Origin of the sequence: Thermophilibacter gallinarum (assembly GCF_014982725.1) — a bacterium.
Classification (GTDB): domain Bacteria; phylum Actinomycetota; class Coriobacteriia; order Coriobacteriales; family Atopobiaceae; genus Thermophilibacter; species Thermophilibacter gallinarum.
Map to the genome: position 1 here is coordinate 734,468 of NZ_JADCJZ010000001.1, position 22,373 is coordinate 756,840.

Annotated in this window: 20 protein-coding genes; 19 read left to right on the forward strand and 1 reads right to left on the reverse strand. The window is 71.0% G+C overall.

The annotated features are described in order from the left end of the window. Positions 1-39 precede the first annotated feature (39 nt). Complete coding sequence (locus tag INF26_RS03425) at positions 40-1,152, forward strand: hypothetical protein (protein ID WP_193529311.1); 1,113 nt, start codon at positions 40-42, stop codon at positions 1,150-1,152. A gap of 184 nt (positions 1,153-1,336) precedes the next feature. Here the strand turns inward: INF26_RS03425 and INF26_RS03430 are convergent, their stop codons facing one another. Beyond that, positions 1,337-2,566: an MFS transporter gene (locus INF26_RS03430; RefSeq protein ID WP_193529312.1), complete on the reverse strand. Its 1,230-nt coding sequence runs from the start codon at positions 2,564-2,566 to the stop codon at positions 1,337-1,339. 148 nt (positions 2,567-2,714) lie between these two features. Between INF26_RS03430 and INF26_RS03435 the strand changes: the two genes are divergently transcribed. The 18 genes from INF26_RS03435 (at position 2,715) to INF26_RS03520 (ending at position 22,177) form a co-directional block, all read left to right on the forward strand. Continuing rightward, complete coding sequence (locus tag INF26_RS03435; protein WP_193529313.1) at positions 2,715-3,680, forward strand: hypothetical protein; 966 nt, start codon at positions 2,715-2,717, stop codon at positions 3,678-3,680. Continuing rightward, the gene (locus INF26_RS03440) at positions 3,674-4,252 is read left to right on the forward strand and encodes a very short patch repair endonuclease (RefSeq protein ID WP_332307294.1); all 579 of its coding nucleotides are present in this window, start codon (positions 3,674-3,676) and stop codon (positions 4,250-4,252) included. Before INF26_RS03435 ends, INF26_RS03440 begins: the two co-directional genes overlap by 7 nt. Positions 4,253-4,357: 105 nt before the next feature. Beyond that, positions 4,358-5,137: a metallophosphoesterase family protein gene (locus INF26_RS03445; RefSeq protein ID WP_193529314.1), complete on the forward strand. Its 780-nt coding sequence runs from the start codon at positions 4,358-4,360 to the stop codon at positions 5,135-5,137. Positions 5,138-5,276: 139 nt separating this feature from the next. Further along, positions 5,277-6,668 carry a hypothetical protein gene (locus INF26_RS03450; RefSeq protein WP_193529315.1) on the forward strand — a complete coding sequence of 464 codons (1,392 nt, stop codon included), beginning with the start codon at positions 5,277-5,279 and terminating at the stop codon, positions 6,666-6,668. An 11-nt stretch (positions 6,669-6,679) separates the two neighbouring features. Next, complete coding sequence (locus tag INF26_RS03455; protein WP_193529316.1) at positions 6,680-7,927, forward strand: deoxyguanosinetriphosphate triphosphohydrolase family protein; 1,248 nt, start codon at positions 6,680-6,682, stop codon at positions 7,925-7,927. Positions 7,928-8,244: 317 nt separating this feature from the next. Further along, the gene (locus INF26_RS03460; RefSeq protein WP_193529317.1) at positions 8,245-9,249 is read left to right on the forward strand and encodes an alpha/beta hydrolase; all 1,005 of its coding nucleotides are present in this window, start codon (positions 8,245-8,247) and stop codon (positions 9,247-9,249) included. Between the two features lie 235 nt (positions 9,250-9,484). Continuing rightward, entirely contained in the window at positions 9,485-10,810 is a 1,326-nt protein-coding gene (locus INF26_RS03465; protein WP_193529318.1) for a replication-associated recombination protein A, read from the forward strand. A 93-nt stretch (positions 10,811-10,903) separates the two neighbouring features. Next, a complete protein-coding gene (locus tag INF26_RS03470; protein ID WP_193529319.1) occupies positions 10,904-11,470 on the forward strand; it encodes a hypothetical protein in 567 nt (188 codons plus the stop codon). Further along, a complete protein-coding gene (locus tag INF26_RS03475; protein ID WP_193529320.1) occupies positions 11,470-11,841 on the forward strand; it encodes an ATP-binding protein in 372 nt (123 codons plus the stop codon). The genes INF26_RS03470 and INF26_RS03475 overlap by 1 nt, the downstream gene beginning before the upstream one ends. Beyond that, entirely contained in the window at positions 11,831-12,652 is an 822-nt protein-coding gene (locus INF26_RS03480; protein ID WP_193529321.1) for a SigB/SigF/SigG family RNA polymerase sigma factor, read from the forward strand. The genes INF26_RS03475 and INF26_RS03480 overlap by 11 nt, the downstream gene beginning before the upstream one ends. Positions 12,653-12,692: 40 nt before the next feature. Then, entirely contained in the window at positions 12,693-14,033 is a 1,341-nt protein-coding gene (locus INF26_RS03485) for an AI-2E family transporter (RefSeq protein WP_193529322.1), read from the forward strand. 98 nt (positions 14,034-14,131) lie between these two features. Then, positions 14,132-16,795, forward strand: coding sequence for an alanine--tRNA ligase (gene alaS, locus INF26_RS03490; RefSeq protein WP_193529323.1), 2,664 nt, complete (start codon positions 14,132-14,134; stop codon positions 16,793-16,795). A gap of 3 nt (positions 16,796-16,798) precedes the next feature. After that, positions 16,799-17,212, forward strand: coding sequence for a Holliday junction resolvase RuvX (gene ruvX / locus INF26_RS03495; protein WP_193529324.1), 414 nt, complete (start codon positions 16,799-16,801; stop codon positions 17,210-17,212). A 9-nt stretch (positions 17,213-17,221) separates the two neighbouring features. Then, a complete protein-coding gene (mltG, locus tag INF26_RS03500; protein ID WP_193529325.1) occupies positions 17,222-18,532 on the forward strand; it encodes an endolytic transglycosylase MltG in 1,311 nt (436 codons plus the stop codon). 9 nt (positions 18,533-18,541) lie between these two features. Next, the gene (locus INF26_RS03505; RefSeq protein WP_193529326.1) at positions 18,542-19,042 is read left to right on the forward strand and encodes a YqeG family HAD IIIA-type phosphatase; all 501 of its coding nucleotides are present in this window, start codon (positions 18,542-18,544) and stop codon (positions 19,040-19,042) included. A gap of 240 nt (positions 19,043-19,282) precedes the next feature. After that, positions 19,283-19,822, forward strand: a complete 540-nt coding sequence (locus tag INF26_RS03510) for a shikimate kinase (RefSeq protein ID WP_226371820.1) — start codon at positions 19,283-19,285, stop codon at positions 19,820-19,822. Further along, positions 19,819-21,000, forward strand: coding sequence for a 3-dehydroquinate synthase (locus tag INF26_RS03515; protein WP_193529328.1), 1,182 nt, complete (start codon positions 19,819-19,821; stop codon positions 20,998-21,000). Before INF26_RS03510 ends, INF26_RS03515 begins: the two co-directional genes overlap by 4 nt. Positions 21,001-21,052: 52 nt before the next feature. Next, a complete protein-coding gene (locus tag INF26_RS03520; protein ID WP_193529329.1) occupies positions 21,053-22,177 on the forward strand; it encodes a M24 family metallopeptidase in 1,125 nt (374 codons plus the stop codon). Positions 22,178-22,373: the final 196 nt, after the last annotated feature.

Below are 22,373 nucleotides of genomic sequence, written 5' to 3' on the forward strand. Positions count from 1 at the left end.
GGACGCCCGCTATCCTCCCCCTCAAAGGAGGGAGGGCGCATGCGCGAGAAGAGGCTCTGCCTAGCGGGTGACGACTCGCTGCGAATGTTGAGGTTCGCCCGGAGGAGCGAAGACCTCATCCTGGTTCCTGCCGAGAGGGGCGTGCTGAGGTGCTGCGACGACAGCGTGGACGCGCAGGTGCTGGCGAGGTCCCTGCCGTCCGAGATCTTCGCCACCTCGCGCCAGCAGCCGGTTTGCCTGCGCTTTGACGACGACGCCTCGAGGAGCCAGTCGGCGTTCGTCCATGCCGCGTCTGGGCTCGCGCATCTGCCCGACTCGGCCTACCTCGAGGTCCTCACCGCCGCGGGGGATCCCCTCGTGGTTCGCGGAGGAGACGTGACGCACGTGCTGGTGGAGGGCGCAGGGATGTCGCTCGTGAGCGCCGTCGACGTTATGAGGGGCGTGGAGCGTCGCGGCCTACTGTCGAAGGAGGCCTGCACCATTCGACTTCTGGGGTTTGCGATGGAGCTCGTCGGCCTGTACGCGCGCGACCCCCTCGAGCCGCGAACGGGCGAGGTGGCGCATGACCTCGAGCCGATCGCGTCGGTGCGTGACCTGGAGGGGTTTCTCGAGAGCGCGACGCGCCTGAGGGGTCTCGAGCGTGCGCGGCTCGTCGCCTCATATGCCAACGATGGGTCAAACTCGACTATGGAGACGCTCTGGTATGCGGCGTTCTGCCTTCCGCCGCGCCTGGGAGGGAGCCATCTCGCGCGACCGCTGCAGAACGTTCGCCTCGACTGGCCGGAGGAGGTCGTGCCGGTCGTGGGCCACGGCATCATGCGACCCGACTTTTACTGGCCGGGCTACGAGACCGCCTGCGAGCACCAGGGCGGAGACCACGCGGATGAGGCCGCGCTTGCCGAGGACAGCAGTCGCGCGCGCGACTACGAGCTCTGCCATATCCACTACCTGCCGCTCACGAAGAAGGACGCGCGCAGAGAGGAGTCGATGAGGGCTCTGCTCGCGCAGTTGTTCTCGATTATCGAGCCCTACGAGAGCGCCTCGTTCCCGCGGAAGGCGCGCAGGATTCTCAACGACCCCGAGGTGCGTGCCGCGCGCAGGGTGCTGATCGGGCAGCTTATGCCGCCGCTTGCCCGGACGGACGTATCGTGAGGGCCGGGGTGCGCCCTGCGCCCGACCAAGAATCCCGCGCGGCGCATGCAAAAGGTGAAACCATCGCATGCGCCGCTCGGCTTTTGTGTCCGTTTGGACAGAAATCCCGACCCACGCGTCCTTCTCGGCATGCGTGGGTCGGGATTCTTGGTAAGGGAGCGAGAAGCGCGGGCGAGAAGTGCCCCTACGCCTCCGTGCTCTCGGGGACGCGCAGCATCGTGACGAAGCCCACGACGAAGAGCACCGCGATGGAGAGCACGCCGAGGCTGGAGTTGCCGGTGAGCGCGGTGAACGTGCCCACGAGGAACGTGCCCAGGATGGCGGCGTACTTGCCGAAGATGTCGAAGAAGCCGAAGTACTCGTTGGCGCGCTCCTTGGGGCAGAGCTTGCCAAACTCGCTGCGGCTGAGCGCCTGGATGCCGCCCTGGAACATGCCCACCAGAATCGCCAGGAACCAGAACTCGGCGGCCGAGCGCAGGAAGAACGCGGCGAAGAGCGTGATGCCAAAGTAGGCCGCGATCGCGATTAGCAGCATGCGGCGCGTGCCGTACTTGGACGAGAGGCGGCCGTAGATGATGGCGCTCGGGAAGGCCACGAACTGCGTCACGAGAAGCGCGAGCACGAGCTGCGTGGAGTCGATCCCCAGCTCGGTGCCGTAGCTCGTGGAGAGCTTGATGATGGTGTGCACGCCGTCGATGTAGAAGAAGTACGCGATCATGTAGTAGCGGATCGCCTGGTTGGCCCAGATCTCGCGCAGCGTGACGGCCAGGCCGCGAACGGCGTTTGCCACGGCGTGCGGCGCGCGCGGCTTGAAGTGGAGCTGCTGCACGTTCTTGAGCAGGGGCACCGTGAAGGCCGCCCACCAGACGCCGGTGATGATGAACGCGATCTGCATGGCGGTCTGCATCGTGATGCCCAGCGCCTCGTAGCCCAGGACCACGCCCAGGCACGCGATGAAGGGCACGCAGCTGCCGATGTAGCCCCAGGCGTAGCCCTGGCTGGAGATCTCGTCCATGCGCTCGTCGGTGGTGGTGTCCACCAGAAGCGCGTCGTAGAAGACCATCGACGAGTTGAGCGCCACCGACGAGATCACGTAGATCACCAGGAACGCCAGCGCCGTGGTCACGAAGCCCAGCGCCACCGTGGCCACCACGCCGGTGCCCACGCAGCCCACGATGAACTTCTTCTTCATGCCCTGCATGTCCGCGATCGAGCCCAGCACGGGCATGAGCAGCGCGATGATCAGCGACGCCACCGTCTCGGCGTAGCTCCAGGCCACCACGACCTCGCCGTCGGGGGAGAGGGAGGAGAAGTAGATCGGAATCACGCTCGTGGCGAGAAGGACGAGCGCGGAGTTGCCCACGTCGTAGACGATCCAGCTCTTCTCGGCCTTGGTCATCTTCTGATGCGCCATGTGCTTCCTTTCCTGTGACGCCACAACGCCTCTATGTTAGGCGAGTTGGGGACGTGCGGCGCGTAAGAAGTGCGTAACGGCGGGCGAGGGGAACGACGCCACGCGGATTGGGGCATAATCGGGTCAGGACACGACGAAAGGGCTCGCGATGCCAGCCATCCTCACGCACGACCTCTTCGGGCGGGGCGTCCTCGAGGACGCGACCAGCCTCCTGAACCTGCGCACGCCTGCCGAGCGGGACGCGTTCCTGCTGGGCAACCAGGGCCCGGACCCGCTCTTCTACCTCACGGTCGACCCGCTCATGCACAAGTGGTCCCCGCTCGGCAACGCCCTGCACGCGAGCGCGCCCGCCGAGGTCCTTCTCGCCATGCGCGAGGCCGCGCTGCGCCTCGAGGGCCGCGAGCGCCAGATCGCCCGCGCCTACGTCGCCGGCTTCGCCTGCCACTGGCTGCTCGACTCCACGATCCACCCCTTCGTCTACTTCTGGCAGAACGGCATCTGCTCCGCGGGCGTCCCGGGGCTGGACGAGTCCGCCCGCTCCCGCGTCCACGCCGAGATCGAGCGCGACTTCGACGAGATGGTCCTCTACGCGCTGACCGGTCGCACGGTCGAGCGCTGGCGCCCGCACGAGCGCGTCCTCGCCGCCTCGCGCGCCACCCTCGCCGCCATCGACAAGGTCTACTTCTACGCGGCGCTCTGGGTCTACGAGCGCGCGATCGACCCGAGGACCTTCTCCACGGCGGTGCACGAGTTCCGCCTGGTGCAGCGCATCTTCGACTCCCCGTCAGGCCGCAAGCGCGACCTCCTGGGCACCGTCGAGCGCCTGGCGACGCGCAAGCCCTACTCGCTCGTTCGCTCCATGTCGCACCGCGCGCGTCCCGAGGACACCTCCGACTTCGACAACCGCGACCACCGGCCGTGGGAGAACCCGTTCACGCACGAGGTGGGCACGCAGGGCTTCTGGGACCTCTTCGACGACGCGCACGCCCGCGCGTTGCCGGTCCTGGACGAGCTGCTCGCCGCCGACCTCGACCTGGAGGGCGCCCGCGCGCTCACGGCCGACCTCAACTTCGAGGGCGCGCCCACCCCGCCGGGGAAGAGGGTCGCGTGGTAGCACGCGCCGACGGCGAGAGGGACGACGCGGCAGGGGCCGAGAAGGACGCGCCGGCCGCGCGCGTCCCCGCTGCGAGCTCGGAGGCCACGCGCCACGTCATGCAGGCCAACCGCAGCAAGAACACCTCGCCCGAGCTGCGCGTCCGCGCCGCCCTGCGCGCGGCCGGGCTCACCGGCTACCGCCTCCACTGGAAGGCGGCCCCGGGAAGGCCCGACGTCTGCTTCCCCGGGAGGCGCGTGGCGATCCAGATCAACGGGTGCTTCTGGCATCGCTGCCCGTTCTGCGGCCCCTCCCGTCCCAAGACCCACCCCGAGTTCTGGGAGGCCAAGTTCTCCCGTAACCGGGAGCGCGACGAGCGCAACGCCCGCCTCATGCTGGAGGCGGGGTGGACGCTGCTCGTGGTCTGGGAGTGCCAGCTCAAGCGCGACCGCTTCGAGTCCACGATGGCGCGCCTCGTCGCGGAGGTCCGCGCGGCGGGGGAGGGAAGGCTCCCCGCGCACGTGCTGGACGTGGGCGCGCCGCCGGTCTGGCGCCTGAGGGCGCGGAGGTCGCGGCGCCGGCGTCGCTCCTAGGGTCCGCCCGACCGCTCGCCAGCGCGTCGCCACGCGCGGCTAGCTGCGGTGCTAGGCTTGACGGAACACGATTCGCGCCTCGCGGCGCCGAGGAGGTCCGAGCCCATGTCCACCTACGTCTTCTCGGACGTGCACGGCCATCGCGCCACGCTCGAGCGCGCGCTCATGCGCGTCTCGCCCGCGGCGGACGACCGTCTGGTCTGCCTGGGCGACATGGTCGACCGCGGGCCCGACCCGGTGGGCGTGCTGCGCGTGGTGCGGGGGCTCCCCGGCGCGGTCGCGCTCATGGGCAACCACGAGGACCTCATGCTCTCCTGCCTGGATGCCCAGGACGACACCCTCGCGGCCCTCAACTGGGCGATCAACGGCGGGGCGACCACCTCCGAGGGGCTGGCGCAGCTCCGGGCGGACGAGCTCGAGGACCTGCTCGCCTGGGTGCGCTCCTGCCCGCGTGCGACGAGCGCCCACGTCGGGGAGCGGCGCTACCTGCTCGTCCACGCCGGCGTGGACCTCGCCGCCCCCGAGCCCGCCGTCTGGGACGACGAGTCCGTCGACGCCTATCTCGCCGCGCAGAGCGTCGAGGACCTCACCTGGATCCGCGAGGAGTTCTGGGGTGCGGAGCGGGGCCTCTCGGGCCGCGACGGGTCGGGGCCCGTCGTCGTCGCCGGCCACACACCGACGCCCTACCTGGAGCGCATGGCGAGCTCGCTCGACCGTCCCGCCGTCGGCGACGACGGCCTCGCGCGCATGGTGCGCGTGGGCGAGCGGCGCGACCGCTGGGACGTCGACTGCGGCGCCGCCGGCGGGGCGGGCTACGGGCAGGTGCTCATCCTGCGCCTGGACGACGGCGAGGAGTTCTACGAGCCCGTGCGCGAGGGGGAGTAGCGGCGCGACCCGGCCCGCTCCACCGAAGGTCCACAACTGGGGCGTTTCCCGCCCCGCGACCTTTGTTCTTGTCCGACGCAACACCTACAATGCCTGCGATGCAAACCGTGCCCCCCTGAACGGGGGAGCGAGGAGGATCATGAGCAACCTTCGCAGCCGTTCGCTTTCTGACGAGTACCTGGGCATCCTGGCAGAGCTGGGGGGTGACGCGACCGGCCGTGACGCCGCGGCGTCCTACCTCGCCTCCGCGCATCCCGTCACGCACCGCGAGGGCACGCCGACCTGGGCGCTCTCGCCCAAGGTGCTCTCCGCCGGCGAGGTGGGCATCCTGCGCGAGGCGGCCGAGACCATGGGTCGCATCCTCGACAAGGTCACGAGGCGCTACCGCGACGACGCGGACTTCCGCGCGCGCTTCGGCCTGCCCGCCGAGCTGGAGGCGCTCGCGCTCGTCCCTACGGGCTACGAGCAGGCGATCCCGTTCGCGCGCGTCGACGTCCTCTTCGACGAGGAGACCGGCGACTTCACCCTCGCCGGCGTGGCAACGGACAGCTCGCTCGGCATGAGCGCCTCCGTCGAGGTCACGCGCGCCGTGCAGCTCACCGAGGCGTACCGCCGCTTCGCCGAGGTGCACCCCGGGATCGAGACCTTCGACGTGGCGGCCGGCGTCGTGGACGCCCTGCGCGAGACCTACACCTCGTGGGCCAACGCCGACGCGGGGACCCGCCATCCTGAGCGCCCCGCCGTGGGCATCGTGGACTACCCCGAGAGCGCCTCCGCCGAGGAGTTCGCCGACGTCATCGCCCGTCTCGCGGACGAGGGCGTGTTCGCGCGCTTCGTGGACATCCGCGACCTGCGCATCGAGGAGGCCGCCGGTCAGCGGAGGCTCGTGGACTCGCAGGGCCCCATCGCCTGCGTCTACCGTCGCGTCCTGCTGTCGGAGATGCTCGAGAAGCCCTGCCCGGGTGCCGACGCCCTCGTGGAGGCGGCGCGCCGCGGCCTCGCGTGCGTAATCGGCGGGTTCGGCACCTGGCCGGCCTCCACCAACGCGCTCTTCTCGGTGCTCACCTCCGACGCCGTGGAGGACGTGCTCGACTACTCCGAGCTCGCCTTCGTGCGCGCCCACGTCCCCGAGACGCACGTCCTGTCCCGCGGCTGCGACCTCGCGCCGTACCTCGCCGAGCCCGAGCGCTGGCTGGCCCGGCCCGCCGGCGCCTACCGCGCCAACGAGGCCGTCTGGGGCGGCTCCTGCGCGGACCGCGACAGCTGGTGGCGCGTGCTTCTGGGCTGCGCCGAGGAGGGCGGCTCGGTCGAGCTCCGCGACAGCACCTACCGCTCCCGCGTGGTGCTGGGCGCCCCCGCCCCGGGCGACAAGGTCGACCACGGCTCCGAGCCCGTGGAGGTGGAGAACCTGCTGGGCCTCTACCTCTTCCGCGGCCAGTTCGGCGGCGTGTACGCGCGCGGCGGCTACGACGACGGCCTCGGCCCCTGGTCGAACCGCGTCACCATGGGCTGCCTCGTCGTGCGCGACTAGGGGCTGGTCGCATGACGCAGGGGGAGAACAGGCTCGCGCCCGGGCTCACCGGCCGGCTCTCCGAGCGGGCCGCCGCCCTCGTCGAGGAGCGCCGCGTGTCCGGCGCGCTCTCGCCGTTCGCCTGCCGCGACGCGTCCGCGATCCGCCGCGACCTCTGCGAGCGCGACGCGGACACCGCGCTGAGGCCGGCCTTCGTGCGTGACGCCGAGAAGATCGTCCACCTCCCGGCGTACAACCGCCTGGCGGGCAAGACGCAGGTCTTCTCGTTCCGCGCCAACGACGACCTCTCCCGCCGCGGGCTGCACGTGCAGCTCGTGGCGCGCGTCGCCCGCGACATCGGCCGCGCCCTCGGGCTCAACCTCGACCTGATCGAGGCGATCGCGCTGGGGCACGACCTCGGCCACACCCCGTTCGGCCACGCCGGCGAGCGGTTCCTGAACGACGTCTACCACGCCCGCACCGGGCGCTGGTTCTTCCACAACGTGCAGAGCGCCCGCGTCATGGACGAGCTCGCCGGCCGCAACGTCAGCCTGCAGACCCTCGACGGCGCGCTCTGCCACAACGGCGAGTTCGAGCTCCAGCGCTTCGAGACGAGCGGGCTGGCCGAGTTCGACACCTACGAGCGCGTCGTGGACTCCTGCTGGGAGCACGGCGACGAGGCGATCCGCCACCTGCGCCCCATGACGCTCGAGGGCTGCGTGGTGCGCGTGTCGGACATCATCGCCTACGTGGGCAAGGACCGTCAGGACGCCATCCGTGCGGGCCTCGTGGACGAGGGCGCCTTCGACGACGGGCTCGGCGGCGCCTACAACGCCTGGGCGCTCTCCGCCTTCGCGGCCGACGTCGTGGAGCACAGCGTGGGCGAGGACGCCATCGCCATGAGCGAGGAGGGCTTCGCCGAGATGCGCCGCGCCAAGCGCGAGAACTACGAGAAGATCTACGGCGCCGCCGAGGTCAACGGCGACTTCCCGGCCGAGGTCGCCGAGCTCTTCTCGGCACTCTACGAGCACGAGCTGGGGGCGCTGGCCTCCGGCGACGAGTCCGCCGCGATCTTCGCGCACCACGTGGCGCCCACGGAGCGTCGCCTCGCCTTCTACGGGCGCCGCTACGACTGGGAGCGGGACCCGGACCAGACCGTGGTGGACTTCATCTCCTCGATGACGGACGACTACTTCATGGCCACCTGCGCCGCCGTCTTCCCGCGTGCCGCGGAGCTCTTCCCGAGCCACGGGTACTTCTCGCCGGAGGTGCGCGCGTAGGGACGTCCCGGAATCGGCGGGGTTTCCTGCTTGCGTCGGCGTCGCGTCCGATATTTTGGGACCTTTCCCACGCTCGGGCGTGTCTGCGGCGGGAACCTCCCGTTTTTTGGGACGCCCGGGCGAGAAGGCCCGCGATTCCGGGACACGTTCTTCTCGTTTTGTGAGAAGGTCCCCTGTTTTGGGACGGCCGCTTCTTCTGTCGCGGGAACCTCGCCGATTCCGGGACGGCTCCCGTCCTCCCGGCCGCTTCCACCTCAGATTGTGGCCTGGCGGCAGATTGCTGCTAGAATCCCCACCTTGGACGAAAGGGGAGGGGCATGGCGCTGGCGAGAAGAACGAGACGGGTTCTGGCGGTGGTCGCCGCCGCGGTCGTGGTCGTCGCCCTCGCGGGCCTGGCCCTCGCGGGCAACTTCCTCGTCGACTTTGCGCTCAACCCGCACGCCGAGATCTCGATGGCGGCCACGATGCACGCCGGCGACGTCGACGGCCTGGACTATGCGGAGGCCCCCAAGCTCGACGAGGCCTACGCGGAGGAGGCCGCCGCCTGGTTCGACGCCGGGAAGCGGAGCGTCTCGCACGTCGCCGACGACGGCACGGAGCTCCTGGGCTGGGAGCTCTCCGGCGCCGAGGACGGCGCGTACGCGGACGGCCACACCTGGGCCGTGGTCTGCCACGGCTACATCGGGAAGCCCGCCGACATGGCCAAGTACGCCTACCACTTCGCGCAGCTCGGCATGGACGTGCTCATGCCCGCGGCGCGCGGCCACGAGCGCAACGTCGACGCCGGCCTCATCCAGATGGGCTGGGGCGACGCGCGCGACCTCGTGGGCTGGGTCGCCGACATCGTCGAGCGCGACCCGGACGCAAAGATCCTGCTCTTCGGCACCTCGATGGGCGGGGCGGAGGTCATGATGGCCTCGGGCATGGACGGGCTCGCCGAGAACGTGCGCCTGATCGTGGAGGACTGCGGCTACACGAGCGTGTGGGACGAGTTCGAGCTGCAGCTGGATAACGTCTTCGGCCTGCCGAGATTCCCGATCCTGAACGCCGCCGACCTCGCCTGCCAGCTGCGCGCCGGCTACGCCTTCGAGGCGGCCTCCGCGGTGGAGAGCCTGCGCCAGGCGAGCGTTCCCATGCTCTTCATCCACGGGGACGCCGACGAGTTCGTGCCCTTCTCGATGCTCGACGAGTGCTACGAGGCCTGTGCGAGCGCGGTGAAGGAGAAGCTCGTCGTGGAGGGCGCCGGCCACGGCCTCTCCGCCAGCACCGATCCCGAGCTCTACTGGGAGACCGTGGACGCCTTCGTCTCCGACAACCTGTAGGCCCGCCGAGAAGCACCCCCTCGTGCGCCGCCCCATCCCCTCCCTCTCCTGAGGGTATGTACACTATTCATCAATTGATGTTTTTCTCGCCAAGTCGTCTACCTGCGATTATGCAATCGCATGGTACCATATTATATTTTGAATAGTGTACACACCCTCAAAATGGGGGCACACACACCCTCGAAGGGAGGCGTCCTCCCGGCGCCCTGCGGCGCTCTGGCGTACAATCGCCCCCATGGAGACGCTCTTCACCCACATAGAGAACGCGCGCCGGGACGAGAACGCCCCGCTCGCGGCCCGCATGCGGCCCACCACGCTCGACGGCTTCGTCGGGCAGCCCCAGGCGGTGGGCCCCGGCAGCTGGCTGCGCCGCGCCATCGAGCACGACACGCTCTCCTCGGTCATCCTCTACGGGCCCGCGGGCACGGGCAAGACCACGCTCGCGCGCATCATCGCCCACAGCACGCACGCCGAGTTCGTCGAGGTCTCCGCCGTCACGGGTACGGTCAAGGACCTGCGCCGGGAGATCGAGGCCGCCAAGAGCCGCCTGCTCACGGCCGCCCGCCGCACGATCCTGTTCGTCGACGAGATCCACCGCTTCAACCGCGGGCAGCAGGACGCCCTGCTCCACGCCGTCGAGGACCGCACGGTGGTGCTCGTGGGCGCGACGACCGAGAACCCCTACTTCGAGGTCAACTCCGCCCTGATCAGCCGGAGCCGCGTCGTGGAGCTCGTCGCGCTCGACGACGAGTCGGTCCGCGAGCTGCTCCGAAACGCCCTCTCCTCCGAGCGCGGCCTCGCGGGCGCCTTCGCGCTCGAGGCGGACGCCGAGGATGAGATCGTGCGCCTCGCCGGCGGCGACGGCCGCGCGGCGCTCACCTCGCTCGAGCTCGCCAGCCAGATGGTGGACGAGAAGCCCGAGGACGGCCCGGCGCTCATCACGCGCGAGCACGTCACCGAGGCAAACCCCCGCCGCGGCCTGCCCTACGACAAGGCCGGCGACATGCACTACGACGTCATCTCCGCCTTCATCAAATCCATGCGCGGCAGCGACCCCGACGCCGTGCTCTACTGGCTCGCCCGCATGCTCGACGCCGGCGAGGACCCCAAGTTCATCGCCCGCCGCATCATGATCTGCGCCTCGGAGGACGTCGGCAACGCCGACCCGCAGGCGCTGCTCGTGGCCCACGCCGCCTTCCGCGCCGCCGAGGTGATCGGCATGCCGGAGTGCCGCATCAACCTGGCACAGGCCGCCACCTACCTGGCCCTGGCCCCCAAGTCCAACGCCGCCGAGGCTGGCATCGACGCCGCGCTCGAGGAGGTGCGCCGAGGGCCCCACCGCGAGGTGCCGAGCCACCTGCGCGACCGCCACCGCCCCGGCTCGGACGAGTACGGCCCCTACCTCTACCCGCACAACTACCCGGAGGGCTGGGTCGAGCAGCGCTACCTGCCCGAGGGCCTCGAGCGCGGCTGCTTCTACCACCCGAGCGGCCGCGGCTGGGAGGCGTGGCGCGAGGAGGCCATCGGCCGCGACCGCGCCGACGCAGCGGGCGGGGAGTAGAGGCACCGCCCTTCTCGCCGGAGGGCACGGCGGCGATTGGGTAGAATGTCTATTTGGGCAGACGCCCTGTGAGCGACGTCCCGGGGAGGGGCAATGACAGACGCTATTCTTCCGATCGTCCTTATCGTGCTGGTGCTCGTGGGCATCTGGGCCGTGGTCGAGGTCGCCCTCACCATGCGCTCCGCCCGCCGCGACGTCGAGCGCCTCACCACCGCGGCCCGCGAGGTCGTGGAGCAGGCGCAGCCCGTCGTCGCCAAGCTCGACGGCCTCATGGACGAGCTCGAGCCCGCCGCCAAGCACGTGACCCCGCTGCTCGAGAAGACCGAGGTCGCCGTCGGCGAGGCGTCCACCTCCCTCGACCGCCTCAACGGGATCCTGGACGACGTCTCGTCCGTCTCGGGCGCCGCGTCGAGCGTCACCGGCGCCGTGAAGGGCGTCGCGGAGAGCGCCGCCAACGCGGCCGCGGGCGTGGTCTCGCGCCTGCGTGGCGAGGCGACCCCCGATGCCGCCGCGCTGCTCGACGGCCGCGCCGCCGAGGACGGCGAGGCCCCGGCCCCCGCCGAGGAGCCCGCCGCGCCCACGCGCTACGTCGACTACGGCGAGGTGGCCCCCGCCCCCTCGAAGGCCGGCGACGCCGATGCCGCCGAGGAGGGCGAGTGATGACCGAGAAGCACGTTATCCTGCGCGTCCCCGCGGAGGCCTCGTTCGCCCGCACCGTGCGCATGACCGCCTCCGCGCTCGCGGTGGCCGCCGGGATCGAGAGCGTCGAGGACGTCGAGGACGTCAAGATGATCGCCGACGAGGGCTTCGTCTACGCCTGCGCCACGGCCCCGGAGGCTGTGGAGGTGAGCTTCTCGCTCGCCGCCGGCGAGGTCGCCATGGACTTCTCGCTCGGCGCGTCCGAGCCCGCAGACGATGCCGTCGACCTCGTGCGCGTGCTGCTCTCGGCGGTCTGCGACGAGTTCTCCCTCTCGGGGGACGGCGCCACGCTGCATCTGCTGCGCTCGACCGGCGGTACCGATGACGAGTAGGGCGCGCGCCGAGCAGGTCTCGTCCCGGGCGAGGGCGCGCGTGCCCGAGGGCCGCGCCGCCTGGGACAAGGACCGCACGCGCGAGCTGTTCAGGCGCTACAAGGGGGAGGGGGACTCCGAGGCGCGCGACCAGCTCATCATGAGCCATCTCAACCTCGTGCGCTTCCTCGCCTCCAAGTTCAAGAACCGCGGCGAGTCCCTCGAGGACCTCGTCCAGGTCGGCACGATCGGCCTGATCAAGGCGATCGACCGCTTTGACCCCGAGCGCGGCCTCGAGTTCACGACCTACGCCACGCCCACGATCATGGGCGAGATCAAGCGCCACTTCCGCGACAAGGGCTGGAGCGTCCGTGTGCCGCGCCGCCTGCAGGAGCTCTCCGCCAAGGTCAACCAGGCCACCGACGAGCTCACCAACCAGCTGCAGCGCAGCCCCTCGGTCGCCGAGATCGCCGAGCGCCTGGGCGTCTCGGTCGACGAGGTCCTCGAGGCGATGGAGTCCTCGAGCGCCTACAGCTCCGTGCCCCTCGAGGGCGGCGGCTCGTCCGACGACGACGAGCCCACCTCGGTCATCGACCACTACGCCACCGAGGACGCCGACCTCGCCGCCTCCGACGACCGCATCGTCCTCGAGGAGGCCATCGCGGACTTCTCGCCGCGCGAGCGCGACGTCATCCGCATGCGCTTCGTGGACGGCCTCACGCAGGTGGAGATCGCCGAGCGCCTGGGCGTCTCCCAGGTGCAGGTCTCGCGCCTGCTGCGGCGCACGCTCCGGCGGATCCAGGACAAGATCGACCCCGACGGCCTCATGTGAGGCCGCCCCGGGCGTGCCGCCCGGACCCGAAAGGAGCCAGATGTCAGCCAAGCCCCGTTCGACGCGCTACGAGAAGTGGCGGCTGCGCGCGGTCGTCGCCTGGACGCTCGTGGGAGCCGCGCTCGTGTTCCTGCTCGCGGTCCGCGGCCTGTCCATCGTGGGGCAGGCGGTCGAGCTCCTGCTCGTGGGCACGATCCTGGGCTACGTCTGCAGCCCGATCACCAACCGCCTCGAGGACCACAAGGTCCCGCGCGGGGCGGCCGCGCTGCTCTCCCTCGTGCTGGTCGTGGCGGCGATCGCCGCCCTGGTGGCCCTGTTCATGGGTCCCTTCCTGCGCGAGCTCATCACGCTCCTGCGCAACGTGCCCTCCTACTTCACCCAGGCGCAGGCCGCGCTCGAGACGTTCTGGGACACCTACGGCTCCGCGAGCGGCGGCAACGTGCAGAACGCCATCAGCTCCTTCGTGAACGTGCTCGTCGACGCGGGCTCCCAGGTCGCCTCCGACCTCGCGCGCACGCTCTCCACCGGCCTCGTCACGAGCATCACCGACTTCGCCGGCCACCTCGTGACCGTATTTCTCGCCATGATCCTCGCGTACTGGTTCGCGCTCGACTATCCCAGGATCATGCACGAGTTCGCGGTCATCGCGGGCCCCGAGTACGACGACGAGCTCGTGCTCAGCCTCGCCGTCCTCTCCCGCTCCGTGGGCGGCTACATGCGCGGCACGCTGATCACGTCGCTGGCCAACGGCCTCATGGTCGCCGCCGGCCTGTGGATCGTCGGCCACCCCTACGCGGGGCTGCTCGGCATCGCGACGTTCGTCCTGCACTTCGTCCCCGTGGTGGGCCCGATGCTCTCCTCGGTCTCCGCGGTCCTTCTCGCCCTGTTCGTGAGCCCGGTCTGCGCCCTCTGGACGCTCGTGATCACGGTGGTGGCCCAAAACGTCACCGACAACGTGCTCTCGCCGCTGGTCATGCAGTCCGCCGTCAAGATCCACCCGGCGCTGTCGCTCGTGGGCATCGTCGTCGGCGGCGCGCTGGGCGGGGCCGTGGGCATGGTCCTCGCCGTGCCGCTCACGGCCGCGATCAAGGGCCTCTTCGTCTACTACTTCGAGAGCCGCACCGGCCGCCAGCTGGTCTCGCCCGGCGGCGCCTTCTTCGGCGGCACCGCCTACTCCGACGCCGAGGGGCGCCCGCGCGCCACCTTCGACGCGCTGGACGACGACACCTTCATCGCGCGCTCCCGCCTGCTCGCGGGCCTCGCGCGCCTGCACGGCTACGACGACCTCCTCGGCGACAAGGGCGAGAAGGACGAGCCGGCCGACAAGGCCGACAAGGCCGAGAAGCCCGACAAGCCCGAGTCCGGGCAGCGGGACGCGTAGCCCCGCACCCGCCCAGCCCCGTGGGGCGCGCCGTCGCAGCTCGCGCTATACTAGGACGGTTGATTACGCGAGAAGAACCACCCGACTGAGGGAGACACATGAGCACCGCCGACTACAAGACCATGACCACCGCGGAGATCCGCGAGGACTTCCTGCGCTTCTTCGAGGCGAAGGGCTGCAAGCTGTACCCGTCCTCGTCGCTCGTCCCGGACGACCCGTCGCTTCTGCTCACCAACGCGGGCATGAACCAGTTCAAGGAGTACTACCAGGGCAAGAAGACCATGCCCGAGATCGGCGCCTGCTCCTGCCAGAAGTGCCTGCGCACCAACGACATCGATAACATCGGCGACGCCACGCACCTCTCCTTCTTCGAGATGCTCGGCAACTTCTCCTTCGGCGGCTACTCCAAGGCCGACGCCATCGCCTGGGCCTATGAGTTCATCACCGGCCCCGACCACCTGGGCCTGCCGCCCGAGCGCCTCTACATGACCGTCTTCGAGGACGACGACGAGGCCATCGAGCTCTGGCACGAGCAGGGCGTCCCCTACGACCACATCTCGCGCCTGGGCGAGAAGGACAACTTCTGGGCCGCCGGCCCCACCGGCCCCTGCGGCCCGTGCTCCGAGATCTACTTCGACCAGGGCGAGGAGTTCGGCTGCGGCGGAGAGCACTGCGGCCCCGGCTGCGACGACTGCGACCGCTACCTCGAGTTCTGGAACCTCGTCTTCACGCAGTACGACCGCCAGGAGGACGGCTCGCTGCCGGAGCTCCCGCACCGCAACATCGACACCGGCATGGGCCTCGAGCGCATCGCGGCCATCATGCAGCACAAGTCCACCAACTACGACGGCGACCTGCTGCAGGGCCTCATCGGCGTCGGCGAGCGCCTCTCCGGCCACACCTACGGCACCGACGCCGCCCGCGACCGCAGCCTGCGCATCGTCGCCGACCACGCCCGCGCCGTCACCTTCATGATCGGCGACGGCATCCTGCCGGGCAACGAGGGCCGCGGCTACGTCCTGCGCCGCCTGCTGCGCCGCGCCGTCTACCACGGCCGCCTCATGGGCATCGAGGGCGCGTTCCTGGGCGCCTACGTCGAGAAGATCTGCGAGCTCATGGGCGACAACTACCCGGCCGTCGTGGAGAGCCGCTCGCTGATCGACGGCATCGTCGCCGCCGAGGAGGAGCGCTTCGGCGCCACGCTCGACTCCGGCGAGGAGCTGCTCGCCGCCGAGCTCGACAAGCTCGACGAGGGCGCGACGCTTCCCGGCGACGTGGCCTTCAAGCTGCACGACACCTACGGCTTCCCGATCGACCTCACGCGCGAGATCTGCGAGGCCGCCGGACGCGACGTGGACATGGACGCCTTCGACGCCTGCATGACCGAGCAGCGCGAGCGCGCCCGCGCGAGCGCCAACCGCGACGCCTGGGGCACCTTCAACGACGTGTGGACCGCGCTCTCCGACCGCCTGGCCGCCACCGAGTTCCGCGGCTACGACGAGGACGAGTGCCCCGCCCGCGTGCTCGCGCTCGTCGCCGACGGCGCCGAGGTCGAGCGTGCCGAGAAGGGCGCGGAGGTCGAGATCGTCCTCGACGCCACCCCGTTCTACGCCGAGATGGGCGGCCAGGTGGGCGACACCGGCACCCTCGCCACGGCCGCTGGCGCGCGCCTGCGCGTCACCGACACCAAGGTCAAGGGTGCCCTCTACGTACACGTTGCCACTGTCGAGGAGGGCGCCGTCGCCGTAGGCGACGAGGTCAGCGCCCAGATCGACGCCGGCCGCCGCGAGCTCATCCGCCGCAACCACACCGCGACCCACCTGCTCGACGCCGCGCTCAAGCGCGTGCTCGGCGACCACGTGAGCCAGGCCGGCTCGCTCGTGGCCCCCGACCGCCTGCGCTTCGACTTCACCCACTTCGAGGCCGTGACGGCCGACGAGCTCGCCCGCATCGAGGGCATGGTCAACGCCGAGATCTTCGCCGCCGAGCCGATCGTCACCCGCGTCATGGGCATCGATGAGGCCAAGGCCTCCGGCGCCGTCGCGCTCTTCGGCGAGAAGTACGGAGACGTCGTGCGCGTGGTCTCCACCGGCGAGTCCGACGCGCCCTTCTCGCGCGAGCTCTGCGGCGGCACGCACGCCAAGAACACCGCCGACCTCGGCCTCTTCAAGATCGTCTCCGAGGGCTCCGTGGGCTCCAACGCCCGCCGCATCGAGGCCGTGACCTCGATGGGCGCGATCGAGTACGTGGACGAGCGCCTGCTCGCCCTCGACGAGGTCGCCCACGAGCTCAAGTGCCGCCCGGACGACGTCGCGTCGCGCGTGGCCGCCCTCCAGGCGGAGCTGCGCGAGACCAAGAAGGCGCTCGAGGCCGCCACGACCGGCGCCGGCGCCGGCAAGGTCGCCGACGCGTACAAGGGCGCCGTCCAGCTCGACGGCTACAAGGTCGTCGTCGCCCGCATCGACGGCCTCTCCGGCAAGGAGATGCGCTCCGCCTGGGACGGCATCCGCGACGCGGCGGGCGGCGAGCCCGTGGCCTGCGTGATCGCCTCCGCCACCCCCGACGGCAAGGTCGCGCTCCTCGCCGGCGGCACGGACGGCGCCGTCTCCGCGGGCTTCGCCGCGGGCTCCATCGTCAAGGACATCGCCGGCCTCGTGGGCGGCCGCGGCGGCGGGCGCCCCAACATGGCGCAGGCCGGCGGCTCCGACGTCTCCGGCATCGACGCCGCGCTCGACGCCGCCCGTGCGGCGCTCGGCATCTAGTGGATGCGGGTTCTCGCGCTCGACATCGGTGAGGTGCGCGTCGGGGTCGCGGTGAGCGACCCCGGCGCGCGCGTCGCGTCTCCGGTCTGCGTCCTGCCCGCCGCGGAGGTGCTCGCGCACGCCGTGACCTTCCGGCGCGTCCTCGAGGACTGGGAGCCCGACCTTCTCGTCTGCGGGCTGCCCCGCACCCTGGCGGGGGAGGAGGGCCCGCAGGCCGAGCGCATCCGCGCCCAGGCCGAGAAGATCGCGCGATCCTGCGGACTTCCGTTGGAGTTTGCCGACGAGCGCCTCTCGTCGGCCGAGGCCAAGCGTATCCTGAGGGAACAAGGCCTCTCCGAGCGCTCCATGCGCGGCCGCGTCGACTCCGTGGCCGCCTCGCTGTTCCTGCAGTCCTGGCTGGACGCCAGGCAGACCTGAAAGGGCACCATGGCCACTTCCAGCAACCGCACCCCCCGACACGGGGGCTCGCACTTCTCGACGGGCGGACCCTCCGGCGCCGCCTCGAGCGCCGCTACCCCGGCCTCTGCGCCGAGCGGGCAGGCACAGGCCCCGCGCCCGGCCGGACCCGCCGGCGGCGCCACCGCCCCGCGCTCGGCCCTCGCCTCGGGCCGCGTGTCCACCAGGACCGCCGCCGCCACCCGTCGCGCCGGCGCCCACGCGCCGAGCGACCCGCGCGCCCCTCGCGGCGGCGGGCGCGGACCGGTCGTCGTCATCGCCCTCGTCGCGGTTCTCGCCCTCGCGGCGGTCGCCGCGTTCGTCCTGGTCCCCTCGCTGCTCCCGGGCGGCGACACGACCGAGGAGCACCAGCTCGCCGAGAAGGGCACCGAGGTCACCATCACCGTCCCGGACGGCTCCGGCGCCGCCGCGGTCGCCCAGATCCTCTACGACAACGGGCTCATCTCCGACCAGAGCGCCTTCCTCTCCGAGGTCCGTCGCACCGAGGCCGAGGCCTCGATCAAGAGCGGCTCGTACCTGATCGTGGCCGGGACCGACGACTCCGACATCATCTCGCTGCTCACGGAGGGGCCCAACGTCTCCACCGCGCAGCTCGTCGTCCCCGAGGGCTTCACCGTGAGCCAGATTGCGGCCACCGCCGAGGAGTCCCTCGGCATCGCCTCCGCCGACTTCCTCGCCCAGGCCAAGGCCTCGGCCTACGTCGGCGACTACCCGTTCCTCGCCGCTGCCGCCGAGGAGGAGAGCGACTCCCTCGAGGGCTACCTCTTCCCCAAGACCTACGACTTCTCCAGCGAGGCGAACGTCACGGCCGACACCGTGATCCGCGCCATGCTCGACCAGTACCAGACCGAGGTCGGCCCGCTCGACCTCGACGGCGCCGCCGCCACGCTCTCCGAGCGCTACGGGATCGACCTGGACGGCCACGACGTGCTGACCATGGCCTCGATCGTCGAGCGCGAGGCCGTGACGGACGAGCAGCGCGGCAAGGTCGCGTCGGTCTTCTACAACCGCCTGCGCGACGGCATGCGCCTGCAGAGCGACGCCACGCTGACCTACTCCCTCGGCCGCGCGGCGACCGCGGAGGAGATCAACACGCTGGACGACCCCTACAACACCAACCTGCGCGAGGGCCTCACGCCCACCCCGGTCTGCTCGCCGAGCCTGCAGTCGATCGAGGCCGCCTGCAACCCCGACGACACGGACTTCTACTACTTCTACATCACGCAGGACACGGAGCAGTTCTCCGAGACCTACGACGAGCACATGCAGGCGTACTCGTAGGAGACGGGGATGGGACTGTTCCGCGCCACGCGCTACGTGGCGAGCCTGCCGCTCGTGGACGTCGACGAGCTCGTCTCGTCCGGCGTGCGCCTCGTGCTGCTCGACCGCGACAACACCTGCGTCCCGCGCGACGCCACGTCCGCGCCGGCCGAGGTCCTGGCCTGGCTCGACCGCGCGCGCGAGGCCGGCCTGGGCCTGTGCCTGGTCTCCAACAACTTCCACTCCAGCCAGGTGGGCCGCACGGCCCGCGAGCTGGGCGTCGAGGTGGTCGATCACGCCATGAAGCCCGCCCCCTTCGCGCTCGTGCGCGCCATGCGGCTGATGGGCGCCTCGCGGGAGGAGACCGTCATGATCGGCGACCAGGTCTTCACTGACGTCGCGGCCGGCAACCTCGCCGGGGTGAGGACGATCCTCGTGCGCCCGCAGTCGCGCAAGGACCTCTGGTACACCCACGTCTTCCGCGTCTTCGAGCGCCTCGCCCTCCACAACGTCACCTTCGACGGCGAGTAGGACCTGCCCGGCCCGCCCGCTCCGCCGACGTTGCTCCGAGAAGTGCGCTGCGCGGAACTTCTCTCCGCAACGCCGGACTCCGCGGGCGGGCCTACTGATGTCGCGCGCCGCGCCCCCGTGTTCCGGAGGGAGGTTCCGCGAAGCGCACCTCCCGGAGGAACACGGGGGCGCCCCACGGGCACCCGGTATCGAGTAGAATCTCTTCTCGGTATGCGAGTGAGAAAGGGGAGAGAGGTGCCGTTGGATCCGAGATACGTCGTCCACGAGGGATGCGATCACATCTTCTTCGTTGGGTTTCTCGGCGCCGGCAAGTCCACCCTCGCGCGCAACCTCGGCGGACTGTTCCACCGCCCCCACGTCGACACCGACCGCCTCGTGGAGCGCGCCCTGGGCGCCACGGTCGCGCAGATCTTCGAGGACGAGGGGGAGGACCGCTTCCGCCGGGCCGAGACGGCCGAGCTGAGGAAGCTCTCCGAGCGCAAGTCGCTGCTCGTGAGCTGCGGCGGCGGCATCGTGGAGCGTCCCGAGAACTGCGAGCTCATGCACGAGATGGGCGTCGTGGTGTTCCTCGACGGCGACCTCGAGGACTCGCTGCGGCAGATCCGCCGCCCCGAGCTCAGGCCCGACCTCGGCACGGCCGAGCACGCGGCCGAGGTCTACCGTCGGCGCCGCCCGCTCTACGAGCGCGCCGCCGACCTCACGATCGACATACGCAACAAGACGTTCGAGCAGGTGGCCCTCGAGTCGGGGCAGCTGCTCTGGGAGAAGGGCCTGCTATGAGCGACGAGACGACTGCCGAGAAGGACCGCGAGCCCGAGGCCGAGGAGGCGGCCGAGAAGGACCCGGCGCCGGTCGCCGCGAGCGCGCAGCGCACCACGCGCCAGTGGGTGGTCATGCGCGGCGCCTCCATGGACCTGAGGGTGGGGGAGGGCATCCTCGCCGAGTTCGCCCGCGTGCTCAAGTCCGCCGCGGGCCGGCCGCACCTGTGCCTGCTCGTCCACGAGCCGGGCGCGCTCGAGGACGTCGTGCGCACGCTCCACGACAACCTCTGTGCCGAGGGCTTCGAGGTCGCCACGGCCTCCCTCGACGCCTCCGCCTGCGACCTCGACGCCGTCGCCGCCTTCGTCGGGCGGCTCGACGAGGCCCGGGTCACGCGCGACGACATCGTGCTCGCGGTGGGCGGCTACCGCACGCTCTCCGTCGCCTCCTTCGCCTGCGACGCCTGGTGCGGCGGCGTCCAGCTCGCCGAGGTGCCGCTCGACCTGCCGTCCGCGGTCCTCGCCGCCACCACGCCGCGCGCGCTCGACGCCGACGGTCGCGAGCGCATGCTCGAGCAGGACAGCACGGCGCGCTACACGGCCCTCGACCTCGACGTGCTTCTCGCCGACGCGACGGACGGGGAGCTTCGGCTCGCCTTCGCGCTCATGGTGCAGACCGCGCTGTGCGAGTCCGACCGCTCGTTCGGCCGGCTCTGGGACAACGCCGACGCGGTCGCCGCAGGCGACCGGAAGGCCCTCGCCTCCCAGCTCGCGGACATCCTCAAGAGCCGCGGCAAGGTATCCTCGTCCAACTCCGCCGCCCTGCGCCAGTCGCTCGAGCTCGGCACCACGTTCGCCACGGCGCTGGCCTCGGTCGCGCCGGGTGCGGTGGACGCCGGCGAGGCGCTCGCGGACGGCATGCGCTTCGCCGCCCGCCTGGGCGTGGTGCAGGAGTCCCTCTCGATCGACGACATGCTCGCCATCGACGAGGTGCTCGAGCGCCTGGGCGTGGGCACCTCGCGCGTCGCCGTGGACCCCGCCGAGCTCGTCGGCGCGATCCGGGCCGAGCGCTACGCCCGCACGCGGCGCTTCATGCTGGCCGTCCCGCGCTCGCTCGGGCGCGTGCGGCTCGCGGTCATGACCGAGGAGCTGCTGACGGAGCACGTCACGGCCTGGTGCGCCTCGCGCCCGACCGACTAGCGTCGGCCCCCGGACGGACATCGTCTCAAAACCTCGCGAGAAAGGACACGATATGGCAGATGCGACGGCTTGCATGGGGCGCGTGGAGCGCCTGCGCGCGCTCATGGCGGAGCGCGGCTACGACGCGGTGATCCTGCGCAACAACCCCGACCTGCGCTGGCTCACCGGCGCGGAGCGCACCTTCGACGACGAGGTCGCGCACACAGCCGTGGTGACGGCCGGCGGGCTCTGGCTCCACACCGACTCCCGCTACTACAACACCTTCGTCGAGCGCCTGGGCTCCGAGTGCGCCTGGGCCCTCGACATGGAGGTCACCACGCCGGCCGCCTGGGCGGCGCGCCGCGCGGCCGCCGAGCGCGCCCGCGTGGTGGCCGTCGAGGACACGTGCGACCTCGCGTTCTACGACGACCTTCTCGTCGAGCTGTCCCGCGCCGGCGTGGCGTGCCTCACCCCGCGCCTCCACGGCGACATCTGCGACCTGCGCATGGTCAAGGACGCCGAGGAGGTCGAGCTCATGAGACGCGCGCAGGAGGTCACCGACGCCGCCTTCGAGCACATCTGCGGCTGGATTCGCCCGGGCGTGACCGAGCAGCAGATCCGCGTGGAGCTGGAGAACTACATGCTCTCCCACGGCGCCGACGAGCTCTCCTTCGGCTCGATCATCGCCTCGGGCCCCAACGGCGCGAACCCGCACGCGCAGCCCGGCGAGCGCCAGGTGCAGCTCGGCGACCTGATCGTCATGGACTACGGCGCCGGGTACCACGACTACCACTCCGACATGACCCGCACCGTGAGCGTGGGCGAGCCGAGCGACGAGCAGCGCCGCGTCTACGACGTCGTGCGCCGCGCCCACGAGGAGAGCGCCGCCGCCGTGCGCGCCGGCGTGATCGGCCGCGACGTCCACGAGGTCGCCGCCCGCGTGATCGAGGAGGCCGGCTACGGCGAGTACTTCGGCCACGGCCTCGGCCACGGCGTCGGCATCCAGATCCACGAGAACCCGAACTTCAACCGCCGCTGGGACCGCCCGGTGCCCGAGGGCTCCGTGGTCACCATCGAACCGGGCATCTACCTGCCCGGGCGCTTCGGCATCCGCCTCGAGGACTTCGGCCTCGTGACCGCCGACGGCTACGAGCCGTTCACGCGCTCCACGCACGAGCTCGTGGTGGTGGGGAAGTAGGGGCGTACGTCCTTCTCGCCGGGCGGCGTCCCGGAATCGTTGGGGTTCCCGCCTGCGGGCGGGGGTCCGTCCCAAAATCGCCGACCTTCTCGCGGTCGGGCCGGAGGGCGTCCCGGAATCCGGGACGTTCCCGCGCCCGGCCGCCCTTTTGTCCCAATAATCTGGACGTTCCCGTGGCGGGGGCGTTCGGGAGCGG